20 protein-coding genes and 1 pseudogene are annotated in these 16,899 nt (G+C 69.6%); 17 read left to right on the top strand and 4 right to left on the bottom strand.

What is annotated here, in order from left to right; translation table 11 throughout:
• Window positions 1-215: 215 nt before the first annotated feature.
• Window positions 216-1,502 carry an LPXTG cell wall anchor domain-containing protein gene (locus DXZ73_RS11205; RefSeq protein ID WP_116210856.1) on the top strand — a complete coding sequence of 429 codons (1,287 nt, stop codon included), beginning with the start codon at window positions 216-218 and terminating at the stop codon, window positions 1,500-1,502.
• A gap of 56 nt (window positions 1,503-1,558) precedes the next feature.
• Here the strand turns inward: DXZ73_RS11205 and DXZ73_RS11200 are convergent, their stop codons facing one another.
• Together DXZ73_RS11200 and DXZ73_RS11195 are read right to left on the bottom strand one after the other, a co-directional pair.
• Window positions 1,559-1,777 carry a DUF397 domain-containing protein gene (locus DXZ73_RS11200; protein ID WP_116210855.1) on the bottom strand — a complete coding sequence of 73 codons (219 nt, stop codon included), beginning with the start codon at window positions 1,775-1,777 and terminating at the stop codon, window positions 1,559-1,561.
• Window positions 1,753-2,598, bottom strand: coding sequence for a helix-turn-helix domain-containing protein (locus tag DXZ73_RS11195; RefSeq protein WP_162890144.1), 846 nt, complete (start codon window positions 2,596-2,598; stop codon window positions 1,753-1,755). Before DXZ73_RS11195 ends, DXZ73_RS11200 begins: the two co-directional genes overlap by 25 nt.
• A 215-nt stretch (window positions 2,599-2,813) precedes the next feature.
• Here DXZ73_RS11195 and DXZ73_RS11190 point away from each other — a divergent pair, with 215 nt between their 5' ends.
• The 6 genes and pseudogenes from DXZ73_RS11190 to DXZ73_RS38775 all read left to right on the top strand — a co-directional run.
• Window positions 2,814-3,200: a DUF6415 family natural product biosynthesis protein gene (locus DXZ73_RS11190; protein ID WP_116210853.1), complete on the top strand. Its 387-nt coding sequence runs from the start codon at window positions 2,814-2,816 to the stop codon at window positions 3,198-3,200.
• A complete protein-coding gene (locus tag DXZ73_RS11185) occupies window positions 3,197-3,421 on the top strand; it encodes a hypothetical protein (RefSeq protein ID WP_116210852.1) in 225 nt (74 codons plus the stop codon). The genes DXZ73_RS11190 and DXZ73_RS11185 overlap by 4 nt, the downstream gene beginning before the upstream one ends.
• Window positions 3,422-3,870: 449 nt before the next feature.
• Window positions 3,871-4,140, top strand: a complete 270-nt coding sequence (locus DXZ73_RS11180) for a hypothetical protein (protein ID WP_240351299.1) — start codon at window positions 3,871-3,873, stop codon at window positions 4,138-4,140.
• 6 nt (window positions 4,141-4,146) lie between these two features.
• Window positions 4,147-4,629, top strand: coding sequence for a hypothetical protein (locus DXZ73_RS11175; protein WP_116210851.1), 483 nt, complete (start codon window positions 4,147-4,149; stop codon window positions 4,627-4,629).
• 4 nt (window positions 4,630-4,633) lie between these two features.
• Window positions 4,634-4,771, top strand: coding sequence for a hypothetical protein (locus tag DXZ73_RS38055; RefSeq protein ID WP_162889879.1), 138 nt, complete (start codon window positions 4,634-4,636; stop codon window positions 4,769-4,771).
• A 125-nt stretch (window positions 4,772-4,896) separates the two neighbouring features.
• A pseudogene (locus tag DXZ73_RS38775) lies at window positions 4,897-5,098 on the top strand (IS5/IS1182 family transposase); the annotation flags it as partial.
• A gap of 8 nt (window positions 5,099-5,106) precedes the next feature.
• Here DXZ73_RS38775 and DXZ73_RS11165 read toward each other — a convergent pair.
• Window positions 5,107-5,796 carry a hypothetical protein gene (locus DXZ73_RS11165; RefSeq protein ID WP_116210850.1) on the bottom strand — a complete coding sequence of 230 codons (690 nt, stop codon included), beginning with the start codon at window positions 5,794-5,796 and terminating at the stop codon, window positions 5,107-5,109.
• A complete protein-coding gene (locus DXZ73_RS11160) occupies window positions 5,793-6,032 on the bottom strand; it encodes a hypothetical protein (protein WP_116210849.1) in 240 nt (79 codons plus the stop codon). Before DXZ73_RS11160 ends, DXZ73_RS11165 begins: the two co-directional genes overlap by 4 nt.
• A gap of 28 nt (window positions 6,033-6,060) precedes the next feature.
• On the opposite strand from DXZ73_RS11160, the gene DXZ73_RS11155 reads away from it, so the two are divergent.
• The 10 genes from DXZ73_RS11155 (at window position 6,061) to DXZ73_RS11110 (ending at window position 16,886) form a co-directional block, all read left to right on the top strand.
• Complete coding sequence (locus tag DXZ73_RS11155) at window positions 6,061-6,276, top strand: hypothetical protein (RefSeq protein ID WP_116210848.1); 216 nt, start codon at window positions 6,061-6,063, stop codon at window positions 6,274-6,276.
• A 346-nt stretch (window positions 6,277-6,622) separates the two neighbouring features.
• Window positions 6,623-7,708 carry a serine hydrolase domain-containing protein gene (locus DXZ73_RS11150; RefSeq protein WP_240351719.1) on the top strand — a complete coding sequence of 362 codons (1,086 nt, stop codon included), beginning with the start codon at window positions 6,623-6,625 and terminating at the stop codon, window positions 7,706-7,708.
• A 40-nt stretch (window positions 7,709-7,748) separates the two neighbouring features.
• Window positions 7,749-8,111: an SMI1/KNR4 family protein gene (locus tag DXZ73_RS40570; protein WP_116210846.1), complete on the top strand. Its 363-nt coding sequence runs from the start codon at window positions 7,749-7,751 to the stop codon at window positions 8,109-8,111.
• 710 nt (window positions 8,112-8,821) lie between these two features.
• Window positions 8,822-10,171, top strand: coding sequence for a hypothetical protein (locus tag DXZ73_RS11140; RefSeq protein WP_116210845.1), 1,350 nt, complete (start codon window positions 8,822-8,824; stop codon window positions 10,169-10,171).
• Window positions 10,172-10,305: 134 nt separating this feature from the next.
• Entirely contained in the window at window positions 10,306-11,427 is a 1,122-nt protein-coding gene (locus DXZ73_RS11135) for a glycosyltransferase (RefSeq protein ID WP_116210844.1), read from the top strand.
• Entirely contained in the window at window positions 11,424-11,690 is a 267-nt protein-coding gene (locus DXZ73_RS11130) for a hypothetical protein (protein WP_162889878.1), read from the top strand. Before DXZ73_RS11135 ends, DXZ73_RS11130 begins: the two co-directional genes overlap by 4 nt.
• Complete coding sequence (locus tag DXZ73_RS38770; RefSeq protein WP_205519150.1) at window positions 11,687-12,553, top strand: hypothetical protein; 867 nt, start codon at window positions 11,687-11,689, stop codon at window positions 12,551-12,553. Before DXZ73_RS11130 ends, DXZ73_RS38770 begins: the two co-directional genes overlap by 4 nt.
• Window positions 12,554-12,589: 36 nt before the next feature.
• Window positions 12,590-13,432: a DUF6065 family protein gene (locus tag DXZ73_RS11120; RefSeq protein ID WP_116210842.1), complete on the top strand. Its 843-nt coding sequence runs from the start codon at window positions 12,590-12,592 to the stop codon at window positions 13,430-13,432.
• Window positions 13,429-14,703 (top strand): glycosyltransferase, encoded by a 1,275-nt coding sequence (locus DXZ73_RS11115; RefSeq protein ID WP_116210841.1) that lies wholly within the window; start codon window positions 13,429-13,431, stop codon window positions 14,701-14,703. Before DXZ73_RS11120 ends, DXZ73_RS11115 begins: the two co-directional genes overlap by 4 nt.
• A gap of 194 nt (window positions 14,704-14,897) precedes the next feature.
• Window positions 14,898-16,886, top strand: a complete 1,989-nt coding sequence (locus tag DXZ73_RS11110) for a WD40 repeat domain-containing serine/threonine protein kinase (RefSeq protein WP_116210840.1) — start codon at window positions 14,898-14,900, stop codon at window positions 16,884-16,886.
• Window positions 16,887-16,899: the final 13 nt, after the last annotated feature.

Genomic DNA, 16,899 nt, shown 5'->3' with positions numbered 1-16,899 from the left:
CCTTGTTGGTTAGATCACAGAGAAACCTGCCACAACGTGGGCAACTCTGCCTCATTGCACCGAATTGTCCGCCAAGGTCAATCACGGGATCACTCGCACAAGTAAATTACTTGTTGTCCTTGGCCCTTATCTCAGTCATACGATCTCGGGCGTCCCGCCGCATAAGCGGTACCCATGTGGCGGACCTCCTTCTCTCTGACCAGGAAAAGGCTCCAGTGAACCTTCGCCGCACCCTCGCGACCGCCGTCGCCGCCGCCGTGACCGCGCCCGCCGTCCTGCTCTCCGCGGGCTCCGCCTGGGCCGACGCAAAGCCTCCGGCGCAGACGCAGCAGAAGCCGACCTACGCGGAGCTCCAGAAGGCCGCCGATGACGCGGACCAGGCGTACAAGGACGCGGTCGCCGCCAAGAAGGCCGCGCGAGAGAAGCTGGACGCCGCCTTTGCCGCCCTGGATCAGGACTCCCACCCGCTCAAGGCGGCCTGCCTCGCTGCGGACAAGGTGGCCAAGGCCGCCGCCGCCGACAAGACAACCGCCGACAAGACCGTCACGGACGCCAAGGCCAAGCTGGAAGCGGCCAAGGACGAGGCCGAGAAGGCCACGGCGCGGAAGGCGCTCGAGGCAGCCGAGGCCGAAGCCAAGAAGGCCACTGACGCCAAGACGGCCGCGGACACCAAGCGCGAGACGGCCTGGGGCGCATGGAACGACGCCCGGATCGCGGCGACCCGGGAATACAGCAAGGTCCAGGACGCCCCGGCCACAGCCCTCAAGGCCAAGGAAACGGCCGACAAGGCGCTCGCCACGGCCAAGGAGTGCGTACGTGTGTCGGGCCTGACCGTCCTTGCGAACGGCCTGCCCTCGAAGGTCGTCGCCGGGACCACGGTCGACTTCGCGTTCACGGTGGCCAACGGCACCGACCGCACGCTGAACGTGGATCCGCTGGTCCTCTTCCGCTTGGACGCCAAGAACCAGGACCAGCACTTCATGAAGGTGCAGTGGTCCGACGGCTCCAACTGGAAGGAACTGGACCTTGAGAACAGCTACCACATCGCGTCCGCCAAGGACATGAAGCCCGGCGCCCGCACGGATGTGAAGATGCGCATGACGATCGCAGCGGGAGCCCCTGCCGATAAGGCCATGGCCCTCTTCGCGGGCGACGCCTCCGATCAGTACAACCCCTGCGTTCTCGGCCCCATGAAGCGCTACGACCTCCAGGTGCTGCCCGCCGGCAGCAAGCCCGGGAAGGTCGACGAGGCCAAGCCCGGCAAGGTCGACGACAAGGACCGCCCGAAGCCGGGCCCGCAGGGCGGCACCTCCGGCAAGCCGGCGCCTGCCACCACCGGCGACGCCTCCGCCAAGCCGGTGCCGACCGCCGCCGATGGCGACCTCGCCAAGACCGGTTCGTCATCCGCCATGCCACTTGCCCTCGCGGGCGGCGCCGCCGTGCTGCTCGGCGCCGGGGCGGTCTTCGTCGTACGCCGCCGCGGAGGCAAGGGCACCAACTGATCCGACGCCCGCCCTCCGGTGGGGGGCGGGCCCTTGCCCGGCGCGGCGGGTTTCGGTCAGGCGGGGAGGTCGCCGTTGGCGACGGCCGTGACGAAGGCTGACCAGGCGGTGGTGGTCGGGGTTATGGCGGGGCCGTCGGGGTTCTTGCTGTCCCGTATGGGTACGGTGCCGGGGAATTGGCGGTCGGCGACTTCGACGCAGTCGTTGTCGTTGAGCCCTGTGTAGCTGCTCTTGCGCCATACGGCTGCGGTCAGGTCAGGTCGGCTGGTGGACACGGATACTTCTCCTCAAGCGCTTTACGAATCAATGCGATTGACTCTCCCGGGGGCAGAGATTCACGCCACAGCTGCTCATACACGGCTGAGTATTGGGCTACCTCCGTCGCATTGGTGACGTAGAGACCCCCTTTGGTGGGGGCAGCCCGATAGACGATCCTCCGGCCACCCTTGAAGGCCATGATCTGGGTCAGGCCGAAATCGCGGGTCGCTCCGCTGATGGCGAAGGGAATCAGTCTCAGGTCTACGTTCGTCCGCGTCATCCTGTCGAGCATGTAGAGAAGCTGGCCCCGCATGAGCTTGGCATCGCCAATGGTGCGGTCGAGCGCCGACTGGTCAATGACCGCTTTGAATGATGGCGGATCGGGACGATCGAGGAGGGCGCGCCTACGTTGGCGATACGCGACCTTCGCGTCGAGGTCGCCGCCGTAGTAGGGCATGCCGAGCTGGAGGATCGCCCTGATGTAGTCGTCGGTTTGGAGTAGGGCAGGCAAGGTGCTGGCCAGTTGGCAGATCTCGACGGCCTTAGACTCGTAGCCGAAATATTTCACGACCCATTTCGCCGAGGGATCGTCGTTGAGGCGATCCCAGATTCCAAATAACGCACCGTCTGCTTCGAGGGCTCGATCCAACGCTTCCGCGACCTCCCGGACGGGAAGTGCGTGTCCGTTCTCGAACTTCGAGATCGCGGTGTTCGAGATCCTGATGGCCTTGCCAAGCTCGGCCTGGGACCAGCCCTTGGCTTCGCGTAGAGACCGGATCGCCACTCCGAACGGGGCGATGTGGGACCGCGACGGGTCGAGCCGTGTGGGCGCGGGCATAGGTGCAACCCCCATTTGAATCTCCGCAGAGGCAAGCTCTCAACCGGCCTGAGCATAGGCGGCCCGGCGGATACTTGGAGCCGGAACCGTTCGCCCAACTCCGTTGGTTTGACGCTGTGTTCGAATCTATTCGGTGATGCCCGCCGTGCGGCGCCGCACACATCGTAGGGCTCGGTTCCAGCCCATGCGCTCAGCCCGAAGGAGATCGCCCCGCCATGCCCGTCTGGCCCGGTACCGCCGTCACCACCGCAGGTTCAACCACCCCACCGCGAGCCGAAGGCGACGACGGTATCGAGTGGGCGATCAGGGCGATCCTGGACGCGCCCTCCCACATCTCCCCGCCCATGGGCAGGGTGTCCTCCTCCACGGTCGTCCTCCGCGCGTACGTCAAGAAGGCGGCCCAGGACGTACGGCACGCGGCCGCTGGCCTGCCCGCCGACGATCCGCGTCGCGCCGCCGCCGAGAGCAGCGCTGCGGAAGGACTCCACCGGGCCAACGAGCTCGGCCCCGGCAGCGGGCTCCGGTCCGCGTTCGACTACGCCCGGGGCCTGGCTCTGTCGGCCCAGGCACTCCGTGACCACAGGGCGGAGCTCGCGTCGTGAACGCCCCGCGCTCCTGGCCTGCCGTCGTCCCGCTGCCCCACACGGGCGGACCGCCCTGCACCCCGCGTCCGCAGAAGCCCCCGTGCGGGGAATGCCGACGCCTGGACGCCGAGGGCTGGCGGGCCCTGTTCGCGGATGACCTCGATGAGCTGAAGGCCGTGAACGAGCGGCAAGCCCGCCACTACACCGAGGCCCACGCGGTGCGGGCAGTGGTGCGCTGAGCTGGTCCTTCAGGCCGTCACCGCTCAACGACCTCGCCAGCGCCCTGACGCGTGGACCTCGCCTCATCTGTCTGAGGTGAAGGCTCCCGCACGCCGTTGGAGTCCGGCAAAGCAGCGTGCCCAGCGTTCGGCTCCGGAAGTCCTTCGGGTTGCAGGGCCTCCCTACGGGGTCAGCCAAGTGAGATGAGAACGAGTTCCTGGTCAGACTTGATCTTCACGGGGCCCGCCTCCGGATAGGCGGTCTTGCGTTTCTGCCGGCCTGGCGAATTTCCCCAGCTGCGAGCAGGCTCCTTTTGGAGGCCCCTGCCCCTCTGGCTGGATCTTGCGCATTCGTGGCCAACGAAAGCACTTGCGGCACTGTCACTCCAGGGTTGACGTCCATCCGTCAACCATTAACTTGCCCATGCAGTAAGTAAGTTGGCGTACGTGCGCATGGGTATCGGGGGATCATGACGGGCTTAGGTGTCGCACGGCTTCGCTGCGCCGCGCTGGCCGTGACCACCGTCCCGCACCTGCACATCTGGGCAGCCGACGGCAAGGCGGGTGACCATGCCGAAACCCCCATACGCCGCCCCGCACTCGACTACACCGACACCGAGACCTTCGAGATCCTCCGCCGCTACCAAGGCTTCGGTGACCAGGCAGTCTCCGACGCGAAGCTGCGGATGCCCCTTTACGCCATCTTCGAGAAGTACAACCGCATCATTCGCGAGTCCTGACAGATCATGATCACGGCATCCAACCCCTGGCAAGGGCACGACTTCGCCGCCATGCTCGCCGTCCTGGCCGCCGGGGCGGCAACCCTGCTGAGCCTGGCCGGGTACCTGTGCTCACGGCTCACCCGCGAGGCCCGCCGGGAATACACAACCTTCCGCCTATGCCGGGACCTGTCCCTGCTGACAGCCGCCGCCGCGCTCGCCGTCTACCTATGGGGGTGCCTCCACAGCCTCTTCCTCGCAGACCAGGAGCTGGCCCACAGATGCGAGCAGCAGAAACCTGCGGGAACACCGGCCCTGGTCGGCCTCAGAGGCGACTTCATCCCGCTGCGTGTCGTGTGCGAGACATCGAATGGCCACGACTACTCCATCGCCATCCCCGGCTACATCAACCCAACCGTCGCTCTCCTGCTGCTGCTCGCCCTCACCTGCGCCCTCACCTCCGCCATCCTCCACTACAAGCAGCGCACGACAACACGGAAGAAGGGCTGACCCGTTGAGTCCCACCGGCATAACTCGCAGACACGCTGTCACCGCCGCGGCCGGTCTCGGACTCCTCGCCACCCCGGCCATCGCCGCACCGCAGCCCCTCAAGGACGACAAACTGTCGGAGGCCGGGTGGTACCCGACGTGATGGAGCCCTCCCGGCGCCGCAAGGCCGCCCACTACCGCTGAGCGATCCGACAGCTGACGGCGTCGTCACCGTTCGCCGGCTGCCGTCAGAGGGCTGCGGGGCAGCCGGTGACCTGTCTCCAGGAGGTCGGCGTCTCCGCCGCCAACACCCACGACAGCCAAGCCCTGAAGCCCATGGTCGAGGGTCACGTGGGAAGCACATCGGCGTGCGCATCGCGCGCAAGGGCATCGACCACCGCTATGAACGCGCTCCCGCAACTACCTGACCTTTCTCGGGCTCGCAGCCGCGATCTGCTGCTATAAACGACTCGTCCGCCTCACCACATAGGACACGGTCTAAGCGAGCCCGCCGTACCTCACGGTCCTGCCCGGGGCCAGCTCGCGAGCGACCCGTTCGGTCAGTTCCTCACCGCGACGGTCCAGTTCCCTGCGGCGGGCATCGTCCTTTTCCCCGTCACGCTCCTCCAAGTACAGGTTCATGTTGGCGTCGAAGTCCGCCGACCATTTGTACAAGTCGTCGACCAGGTCGTCGGAGAGCCCGAGGGCGGCAGCTGGATCGTCCGGCATGAAATCGCCGAACCCCTCCGCACGGAGCGGACCCCACTTGTACTCGCCTTCGACGACCATGTGGAGGGGATGAGGCGGATTACCGTGTGCGTCGAGGGTCCAATGCAGGCGTTGGCATCCCCAGCACACGAACTTCGCTGAGCCGTGTTGTTCGTCCCAGTAGCGCACGACCCACGTGGGGCCCAAGTGCTTCGCCAGCGTCTGGACGAGCTCCAAGCCCTTCTTGACATGCTTGCGCAGCGGGGGACGGGAGGCAAAGCCCCCCAGCGGGCGGGCCGTGGACCAAGAGACCAGGCCGTGCGCCAGGTCCCCGGAAAGCCCCAGGCCTGGATCGTCGACCGGAACACCGCTGGTGAAGTCGTCGGGGTCTGCGTAGAACCCTGCATCCGACGTGTACAGGGGCGACCGGTCTCCTCTTGCGCGTACGAGGAGATGACGAGGTTCGTCCTGGTGGCTCATACGGGGTTCGCTCCTACGATGAAACCGTTGTCGCCCACTGTGATGGCGCCTCGGTGGGTTCTCCCATTGAACACGGCTTCGTAGATCGGTCGTTCGCCGTCGGCACCCTGTTGGCCGACGGTCTTGCCATCGGTCAGGGCATTCTTGAGGTGTTTCGGGATGTCCTCCGCGGCGACGCCCTTCTCGATGAATTCGCCCGCATGCCGGAAGGGGGCTGGCTCTGTCGGCCCAGGCACTCCGTGACCACAGGGCGGAGCTCACGCCGTGAACGCCCCGCGCTCCTGGCCCGTCGTCGTCCCGCTGCCCCACACCAGTGGGCCGCCCTGCACCCCGCGTCCGCAGAAGCCCCCGTGCGGGGAATGCCGGCGCCTGGACGCCGAGGGCTGGCGGGCCTTGTTCGCGGATGACCTCGACGAGTTGAAGGCCGTGAACGAGCGGCAAGCCCGCCACTACACCGAGGCCCACACAGTGCTGAGCTGATCCCTCAGGAGGAGGAGCGTGATGGCTGCCAGGCAGACCGCCGGACCGGCCAAAGTGGCCGGTCCGGCGGTCTGGCCCGCTGACAGCGCGAACGCGATTATTCATGGGCACGCCGCCCCTGCGAGCGGGGAATCCCATGAGCGTTCGTCGCCGGCCGGACCGTCGCTGTGCGGGGAAACGGTGCTCGCTCCCGGGGCCGAGGTCAACCTAGGAAAGCGGGAGCTCAATGAAGACTTGTTTCCCTTCGGGACCGAGCGGGCCCGGAATATCCGGTCGGGACAGCAGGGCGACCAGACGCCGCGGCATACCGCGGCTGGCGGCCGTCGTCATCGCCGCCGCCGTGGCGATGACGACGGCCGTGTCGGCGCAGGCGCAGCCGGCCGCCGACCACGCCGACACCCAGGCACTGCTCGACAGCTATCAAGTCGGTGCCGGGCCGGGTGCGGCTGTCCACGCCGGCAACCGCGTCGGCTCGTGGGATCTGCACAGCGGGACCGCGGACACCGGCGCCAAGCGGCCCATCGGGCCCAACGACCAGTTCCGCATCGCCAGTCAGACCAAGACGTTCGCCGCGGTCGTGGTCCTGCAACTGGTCGACGAGGGCAAGGTCGAGCTGGACGCGCCGATCGAGCGGTATCTGCCCGGCGTTGTCGCAGGCAACGGCTACGACGGGAACAAGATCTCGGTACGGCAGATCCTGCAGCACACCAGCGGAATCGCGCGCGACGTGACCAATGCCAAGGCCAACCCGGACGGCACCTACAGCCTGCGGGAGCTGGTCCGTGCCGGGCTGACCAAACCCCCGCAGTTCGCACCGGGCGCCGGCTGGGGGTACTCCAACGTCGACTACCTGGTGATCGGCATGCTGATCGAGCAGATCACCGGCATGCCGGCCGGGGACGCGATCACCGCCAGGATCATCAAGCCACTCGGCCTGACCCGGACCGCCTACCCCCGTGCCGGCGACAGGAGGCTCGACGACCCGTATCTGCCCGGCTATCTCGGCGGCCGGGTGGGCCCGTTCTTCCTCTGGACCAACGCGACCTTCGCCGTGGAGCTGTCCAAGTTCGCCACGGCCGGGGCCATGGCCTCGACCGAACAGGACATGACCGCGTTCGACCAGGCACTGGCCGACGGCAAACTCGTGTCACCGGCGATGCTGGCCCAGATGCGTACGACGGTGCCCATGCCCGGTCTTCCCGCCAATATGGGTTACGGCCTCGGGCTGTGGCGGCTCGACCTGTCCTGCGGCGGGCAGGCCTGGGGCCACTTCGGCGACTTGCTGACCGGCCACTCGTCCGGGACCTTCGCCACCGACGACGGCCGGCACGCGGCACTGGTGACCAACGGCTACCTCCTGGTGAGCAACGCAGGAGGGACGAAGCGGGAGCAGGTCGTCGACTCCGCGCTGTGCGGCACGCCGGTGGGCTGATCCACCGCCCCGGTGGGGGGTTGCCTGCCCGGCGCCGCCGCTGTCCGAAGCGGATATCCGCGAAGCGGAGGCGGAGCTGGGCATCGCGTTCCCGGACCAGTACCGAGAGTATCTGCTCCGGCAGAGCGCCGGCGGCGCGGTGAACCTCCTGTCCCGATCCGGGGCGGGCTGGGGCTGGCACGCGGACTCAAGCACCAACTACGACCTGCTCACCACTGCCTTCCCGCATCCCGACTCCTACCGTGTGCACGAGGACGATCTGGACGCACGCGAGCCGCCGGTCCAACTCTCGGTCACGTCAATTTTCGGGATGCGGCCGAGGTGTCGTGAACGAGCGGCAAGCCCACCATTGCGTAAAAGCGCACCTGACGCACTGAAATCGCGCACCCCGAATCCGGGATAAACAATTGCTCAACGCCCGCCGTACCCCGCAGCCCGCCAAGAGATTTCAGCCGACCTCCCGGCGGTGAACCATGGCGCCGCATCCGCCGCCGCAAGCCGAGCGCCTCGCGCCGCGGCAGCGATACCGGACGAATCGCCCACCGCGGGCAGCAGTCATGTGGCAGGCCTCACGGCGGGATCAGGACCACGGTGGCGCGCAGCCCTATGGGATCAACGGGGGATGGGCGGGAATTCCGGACGAGGCGCCGGGCGGCCGCGCAGGGGAAAAGCCGTGGAGAACCGCCACCCTGCGCATCCGTTCCACTGAGCCGGCAGTGGCGGCGAGGCGCTGTCAAGAGGGCCCGTGCGTCGACAGTCGATAAACGGCGCAAAACAAGCACGTTGGCGCTTATTCGCCCCGGCGACCGAAAAAACCGGCCGCGCTCCAGGGGCGGTCAATACTTCTGCTGCCTCGCCAAGTGCCCCATGGGCAGCGTCCGCTGTGACTCCTGCGGTGAACACAGTTGCTGGTGTGACGTGAGAGGTAGTTGAACGGCCGCCCCGACCCGCTCGGCCGGTGGCCGAGATCAATTTCCGCGCAATTGACGCCCCTTCCGGAGAAGTATTGAATTGCCGCTCACTGCCCCGGAGTCGGGCACACTCCCGCAAACCGTATGCGAAAGCACGCCGACCCCAATCCCTTGACTCTCGACGAAGAGGAGAGAAATCCGCATGAGCACGCCCGTATTACCCACCGAGGCCGTGACGTTGGACCCCGAATGGACCGGCATCCGCACCCTCGGTCATGCCAACCGGTTCGCCACCTGGGACAGTGAGTTCCGCTTCGACGGCCGCATCCGGGTGCCGATGGGGGTGAAGATCAAGGAGATCAAGTACTCCTACACCGGCAACGGCCAGGCGGACATGAACACCGCCGAGGTCAAGCGCGGCCGCGGTGGCATCGACCAGGAGTTCGAGGTCATCGACCTCACCTTCCTCGACGACTCCGACCTCATCACCTTCACCCTGCGCGGTGACCTCAACGTCGACGCCGATCCCCGTCCGGCCTACAGCCGTAAGTACCCGATCCGCGTCGACGTCGTCCTCGACAGCGGGGACGTCCGTACGGCGAACCCGGAGATCGAGGTGCTCGCCGGGGCCTGGCAGAAGAGCGACCCGGAGAAGGTCGGCCGGCCGTTCGTGCGGCTGCCCTACGACAACAACTGGGGCGGCTCGCCCAACAGTCAGGCCGGCTTCGGTTTCGTGGCGGACAACGGCCGCATCCCCGGTGACAAGTTCATCATCGACCTGGTCAACCTGCGCCAGGGCGAGCAGGGCGTGGCGGGGAGCAACAGCGACCACGTCTACTACCAGCTGGTGCACGAGGACGGCACGCCGTCCCACTACACCCCCACCCCGCAGCTGCAGAAGGCCGAGGGCCACAAGGACTCCGGTACGGGCCGCAAGGTGACCCTGCCCGCACTCGACCTGCGGCAGCTCGGGGACAAGCCCGGTTACTACCGCTTCCTGGTCTGGCCCCAGGCCCTCAACCCCGACGGCTCGCCGAGCGCCATCGGCTGGGACCCGGCCAAGCTGGAGGACGCCTTCCAGCTCGGCAGCGTCTACTACCGCTACACCGCGCCCCGCACCATCGACCCGGGGCTGCGCGCCACCATCAAGACGGTGCGGCTGGAGGCGACCGCCGGGCAGGACCGCTGGGTCTACCCGCCGTTCGTCGTCCGCAACACCGGTCAGCGCACCATCGGGACGACCAAGATTGTCTTCACCGCCCCCGAGGGCACGCGCTTCACCGAGGACCACGTGGCCTTCACCCGGTGGACGGACGAGAGCCGGGAGGTCGTCGCCCAGGGCGTGCTGTCGGCCGATCAGCGCACCCTGACCTGCCCCGCCGTCGCGCTGAACCTGGAGCCGAGCGGCCCCGGCAAGGACGCCTGGGTGTCGCTGTACCCGGCCCTGCAGGTCGAGGGCACCGCCCGCGGTCAGCTCCAGGTCGGCATCCAGCTGGGCGAACCGGTCTTCGCCACGGCGAGCGACACGATCGACGTCAAGCCCGCCAAGTGACCGGCCGGTCGGCCGGCCGACCGGGATGACACAGGGGGGTGCGGCGCCCCGTGCGCCGCACCCCCGCCCGCGCCGCCAGGACGACGGCACCACCCACAGCATCGCCGCGACAACGGTTCCAGGAGTGCACCCTCATGCGAAGGCCGCGCATCGCCCGCAGAGCCCGCCGCGTCCCCGTCCCCGAACGGCAGGACGACACCGGCCCCGGGCCCCGCATCGTGGCGCTGATCCCCGCCCACAACGAGGCTCAGCGCATCGCCGCGTCGATCGCGGCCCTGTACCGTCAGGAACGCCCGCCGCACCGCGTCGTCGTGGTGGCCGACAACTGCACCGACGACACCCCGGCGATCGCCCGCGCCAACGGCGCGACCGTCATCGCCTCGCACCTCAACCGGCACAAGAAGGCCGGCGCCCTCAACCAGGCCCTGGACAGCCTCCTGCACGAGCTCGCGGCCGGTGACTTCGTCCTCGTCCAGGACGCCGACACCGTCCTGCGGCCCGCCTTCCTCACCAGCGCCGTCGAGGCCATGGACCGCACCGTCGGGGCGGTCGGCGGCATCTTCTACGGGGAGCGCGGCGGCGGCCTCCTCGGTGCCCTCCAGCGCATCGAGTTCCACCGGTACGCCCGCGAGATCGCCCGCCGCGGCTACCGCGCCGACGTCCTCACCGGCACCGCCACCCTCTTCCGCGTCCGTACGCTGCGGGAGGTCAAGGCCGCCCGGCTCGCCGGGCGCATCGGCGGCGGCACCTCCTACTACTCCCTCGCCTCGCTCACCGAGGACGACGAGATCACCAAAGCCGTCCGGACGCTGGGCTACCGCACCGTCTCCCCGCCGGGCTGCGCGGTCGTCACCGAGGTCATGACCAGCCTGCCCGCCCTCTGGCACCAGCGGCTGCGCTGGCAGCGCGGGGCCCTGGAGAACCTGCGCGACTACGGCTGGACCCGGGTCACCGCCCCTTACTTCCTCCGCCAGGGCTTCATGGGCCTGTCCGTGGTCTTCCTCGCCCTCTACCTCTTCTTCACCGGCTGGATGCTGAAGCGCGGGCGCCCGGAGTTCACGCCCTTCTGGATAGCCGTCGGCCTGGTCTTCGTCGCCGAGAAGACCGTCACCGCCCGCGGCGCGGGCTGGAAGTCGCAGGTGCTCGCGGGCACGCTCGCCGTCGAACTCGGCTACGACATGTTCCAGCACGCCGTCTACCTGCGCTCTTTGTGGGACATGGCCCACCGGCGCGAGGAACGCTGGTGCGCCACATGATGTACGGAGCTCTGCCGCCCCTCGGCGCGGTCGGCGCCGCCGGGGCCTCCGCCCTCTCTTCCAGGAGGCCCGGCTCCGGCTTCCAGGCCCTCGCCACCGTGGTCGCCGCGACCACCTTGATCATGGCCGGGACCTCGCTCGTCAAACTCCTGCCGCCCCGACGCCGGTTCACCGAGGGCGCCGTGGCCTGGCGCACGCCTTCGCGGACCGCCGCACACGACCGCATCCGGCATGACGGCACCGCATGGATCGCGGTGCCGTGACCGACCCCCACCACCACGAGAAGGAGAACTCCGCGATGACCGAGGACAACAGCGGCGAGGCCCAGCCGCCGAACGACTTCGAAAGCGTCGAGGCGCAGCTGCCGCCCGGTTTCGAGATACCGGACGACTCCGAAGTAACGGTCCAGGCGGTCGATCCGCAGGGCAGGTCCCTGTGGATCCCGCTCCCGTGGATTCCCGTGCCCACGAAGCCGCCGGCCCCGCCGGTGACGACGACGCGCCCGCCGGTCACGACGCCTCCGCCGGTGACCACCACCCGCCCGCCGGTCACGACGACACGTCCGCCCGTGACGACGACACCTCCGCCGGTCACCACGACCCGTCCGCCGGTGACCACCACGCGTCCGCCGGTCACGACGACACCTCCACCCGTGACCACGACACGTCCACCGGTGACGACAACACCTCCACCGGTCACCACGACCCCGCCTCCCGTCACCACCACGCCCCCGCCCCTCACCGCCACCATCGCGCCACGGACCCCGCAGCCGGGCGGTCCGGGCTCCCAGGTGATCGCCTCTGTGCTGGTGACGAACACCGGGGCCACCACGATCGGCATCCAGACCGTGGTGCTCACCGCCCCGGCCGGAACGCGGCTCGCCAACGGATACCTGGGCACCTGGCGCGACGGAGAAGGCGACCTGAGCCACCCGGGCACGCTCTCCCCGGACGGGAGCACGTCGACGTGCTCCGGCGTACCGGTGAACCTCGCCCCCGGCCAGTGGATCGTCTTCTACACCGCCGTCCTCATCGAGGCGGGTGCCGCGCCCGGCCCCGCGCCCGTCACCTTCGCCCTCGGATCGCCCGCCTTCGCCACCGGCACCGGCAGCGTCACCGTCATCTGAGCCCGCCACCGCCGGCGCCCACTCCGCGGACGCGGAGTGGGCGTCACCGCACACAGCCACCACCCCACCGGAAAGGGCACGTCGATCTCCGCAGAACACCACGACCCCGAACCCGTCATGGTGGCCTACCGCCTGCCGGACACCCCGGACATGCCCATCGTCCCCGCCCCCGCCCAACGGGACTGGCTGGACCGGGCCACCCTCCGCCACACCTACCGCTGCCTCCCCCTGCGCGTCGCCAACCAGAACGGCTGGTGGATCCTCAACAACAGCACCTTCACCGTGCGCTGGAACGGCGGGGACGCGACGGAGGACCTGACCGTCCGCTACGCCCGCGAGGACGCCCCCGCCCCGGCGATGAGCCACTTCGGCCACGGCATCCTGACCTTCCACGTCCCCTATCTGATCCGGACGCCACCCGGCTGGAACCTGCTCGTCCGCGGCCCCGCCAACGCCCCCAAGGACGGGGCGCACCCGCTCGAAGGGCTGGTGGAGGCCGACTGGGCCGTCGCCACGTTCACCATGAACTGGAAGATCACCCGGCCCGGCGCCGACATCACCTTCGCGGCGGGCGAACCCGCCCTCATGCTCGTCCCCCAGCGGCGCGGCGACCTTGAAAGCCTCCGCCCCCGGCGCGCCCCGCTCGCCCGTATGCCGGACGCCGACGACCACCGGGCCTGGCACGAGAGCCGCATCGACTTCGCCCAGGCCTTCGTGGCGGGCGACCCGTCCGCCGCGGACGGATGGCAGCGCCACTACATGAGGGGTACGCACCCGGCCACGACCCGGGCCTTCCCCGACCACCAGCGGGTCCTGCGCCTGCGCGGCTTCTCGGAGGCCCCCGGCGAGGACCCCGGCGACGAAGGGAACGCACCATGAGCCGGATCACCGTCGGCATGGCGACCTACGACGACTACGACGGCGTGTACTTCACGCTCCAGGCGCTCCGGCTGTCCCACGCCCCGGAACTGGCCGACGCGCAGTTCGTCGTGGTGGACAACAACCCGTCCGGGCCGGTCGCGCCCGCGCTGCGCGCCCTCGCGGACCGCATACCGGGCTACCGCTACCTGCCCTTCGGGCAGTACGCGAGCACCGCCGTCCGGGACCTCGTCTTCAGGGTGTCGGAGTCGCCCGTCACCCTGTGCCTGGACTCCCACGTCCTGCTCGCCCCGGGGGCCGTGCGCGCGGTGCTCGACCACTTCGAGCAGCGCCCGGACAGCCGTGACCTGCTCCAAGGGCCCATGATCGCGGACGGGTTGGACGACGGCCGCGAGCCGCCGTCCACCCACCTGGACCCCGAGTGGGGCGACGGCATGTTCGGCGTGTGGCGGACCGACCCGCGGGGCGCCGACCCCCGGGGGAAGCCGTTCGAGGTGGGCATGCAGGGCCTCGGCCTGTTCGCCTGCCGCACCGACGCCTGGCCCGGCATCAACCCGCGTTTCCGCGCCCACGGCGGGGAGGAGGGCTACCTCCACGAGAAGGTCCGGCGCGGCGGCGGCCGGGTGCTGTGCCACCCGGGCGTCCGCTGGCTGCACCGCTTCACCCGGCCGCAGGGGCCGACCTTCCCCCTCACCCTGCTCGAACGCGTACGCAACTACCTCATCGGCCACCGTGAACTCGGCCTCGCCGCCGACGGTCTGACGGAACATCTGCGCGGCCTGGTCGGCGAGGACCACACGCGGGACGTGCTCGACCGGGCGCACAGGCAACTCGACAGCCCCCTCGCCGACTTCGACGCCGTCGTCTGCCTGGTCGCCGACGGCTCCCGGGAGACCTGGGAGGAGGCCCGGCGGGTCCTCGACGACCTCGACATCGGCTGGCTCGCGGAATGGCTCGTGCCCGCCGCCATGGGGAACGACCGGGAGACGGCGCTCCGGCAGATCGTGACGGACGCCGCCACCAGAGGACTCGACCGCGTCCTCGTCCTCGACGCCGCCTCCCTGTGCGCGCCCGGAGCCGCGGAACACCTCCGCCGGGCCGTGGCCCCGCTGCGGACCGTCACCTGGCGCATCCGCCCCCTGGCGGCACCAGGCTCCGGCTGCCCCGGACTCGCCGTGCGGCGCGGAGCGTTCGGCCCGATCGGGCGGGGGGAGCCGGCGGCCCTGGCCGCCGCCGCGCCCTGGCTCGGCGGGTGCCCCGCACCGGGCTGATGCCCGCGGGGCCGGGCGGGGCCGGGCCCGATGCCACCGGAGTGCGGGGCACCCGTGACGACGGCCGGGCCCACGGATCCTCGGGCCGTGGGCCGATGCGGACGAGATTTCGATCCCATCGTCCTGATGCGCTGGATCATGGTTCAATGCCGTCCGTGATACCGCCCGCAATCCCTGGCAGATTCGAGTAGCGCATGGTCGAGCCCCTGGGCCCCGGAGACCCCCGGCGTGTCGGCCCGTACCAACTGGAGGGCCGGCTGGGCGCGGGCGGCATGGGGCAGGTCTACCTCGCCGCTTCGCCGGGCGGGCGCAAGGTCGCGGTGAAGGTGATCCGGCCGGAGCTGGCCGCGACCCCGCAGTTCCGGGCCCGTTTCGCCCGTGAGGTGGATGCCGCGCGCCAGGTCGGCGGGTTCCACACCGCCCAGGTCGTCGACGCCGACCCCGGTGCCGAATCCCCTTGGCTGGTCACCGCCTACATACCCGGCGCCACCCTCCAACAAGTCGTCGTCGAGCGGGGCCCCCTCGCCCCCGAGGTCGTGCTCCGCCTGGGCGCGGGCCTGGCCGAGGGACTCGCGGCGATCCACAAGTGCGGCCTCGTGCACCGTGATCTCAAGCCCGGCAACGTGATCCTCGCCGAGGACGGGCCCCGCATCATCGACTTCGGCATCGCGCACGACCAGGGCGCCGAGACGATGACCCGCACCGGCGCGGTCATCGGCACGTACGCCTATATGTCGCCGGAGCAGATACGTGCCGACCGGGCCGGGCCCGCCAGCGATGTGTTCGCGCTCGGTTCGGTCCTGGCCTTCGCCGCCACCGGCCGCAGCCCCTTCGACGCGACGACCGTGCCGGCCATCGTCCATCGGGTCACCAGTGAACCTCCCCGGCTCGACGGACTCTTCGGCGGCCTGCGCGACCTGGTCACCGCGTGCCTGGCCAAGGACCCCGCCGACCGGCCCTCCACCGCCGACGTCCTGACCCGCCTCTCGGTCACCGGGGCTGTCACCGCGCCCGATGTCGTGTTCAACGACCTGCCCACCGCACCGGGCGCCGACCCCACTGCACCGGCCGCCGACCCCACCACCTCGCCCGCCGCCCCCGCCAAGTCGCTTCCCCGGCGCGCGCTGTTGTTCGGCGGGATAGCCGCCACCGCGACGGCTGCGGCCGCCGTCCCCGCGTACTTCCTCTGGCGGGGGTCCGGCACGGACCCGGACCCCGCCAAGCCCGTCACGCGCCTGAGCGGCCACACCTCCGAGATCGAGTGCCTCGCCTTCGCCCCGGACGGCAAAACCCTGGCCAGCGGCAGTTACGACAACACGGTCCGGCTGTGGGACGTCGCCACCGGCCGTACGCTCACGACGTACCAGGGGCACACCGCCAACGTCATGTCCCTGGCCTTCAGTCCGGACGGCCACACCCTGTACTCCGGTGGCTTCGACAAGACCCTGCGGAGCTGGGACCTGCGCACCGGCAGGCCGATGAGCGTCGCCGCCTCGTACGACGGCCAGAACGACTACGTCAACTGCCTGGCGTTCAACCCGGACGGCACGACGCTCGCCGTGGGCGTCGCCGGACGGGTCGAGCTCATGACGCCGTCCACCGGTCGCGTCTTCGCCACCCTCGGCGGTCACGCCGGCAGCATGAATCGCATCGCGTTCAGCCCGGACGGCAAGACCGTGGCCAGCGTGGCCTCGGAAGCCGCAGGCGGCAGGATCTGGCTCTGGGCCGCCGACACCGGCCGTCACCTCAAGACCCTCACCATCGAGGGGCGGGAACACTTCAACTGGGTGATGTTCAGCCCGGACGGCAAAACCGTGGCCGGCGCGGGCCCCGGCGTCCACCTGTGGGACCTGGCCAGCGAGCGGCACACGGCGACGCTCACCGACGCCCATCCGTACGTCTACACGGCGGCGTACCGCCCGGGCAAAGCGATGATCGCGGGTGCCGGAGGCGTGCGCGAGCCCAACACCCAGGACAACACGGGCAAGACCGTCAGCCTCTGGGACCTGTCCACCGGGCGCGTCACCACGACCCTGACCGGCACCATGCCCGAGTCCGACAGGGACACCTCGATCTCGGCGCTGGCCATCAGCCCGGACGGCGGGACTCTCGCGGCCGCTCTCAACCAGGTCGGCGCGACCGTGGAGTCCGCCGTCTCGATCCAGCTCTGGAAGCTTCCGTAGCGACCCCGCCTCC

Origin of the sequence: Streptoverticillium olivoreticuli subsp. olivoreticuli (assembly GCF_003391135.1) — a bacterium.
Classification (GTDB): Bacteria; Actinomycetota; Actinomycetes; order Streptomycetales; family Streptomycetaceae; genus Streptomyces; species Streptomyces blastmyceticus.
This window is presented reverse-complemented; position numbering and strand designations above follow the sequence as displayed.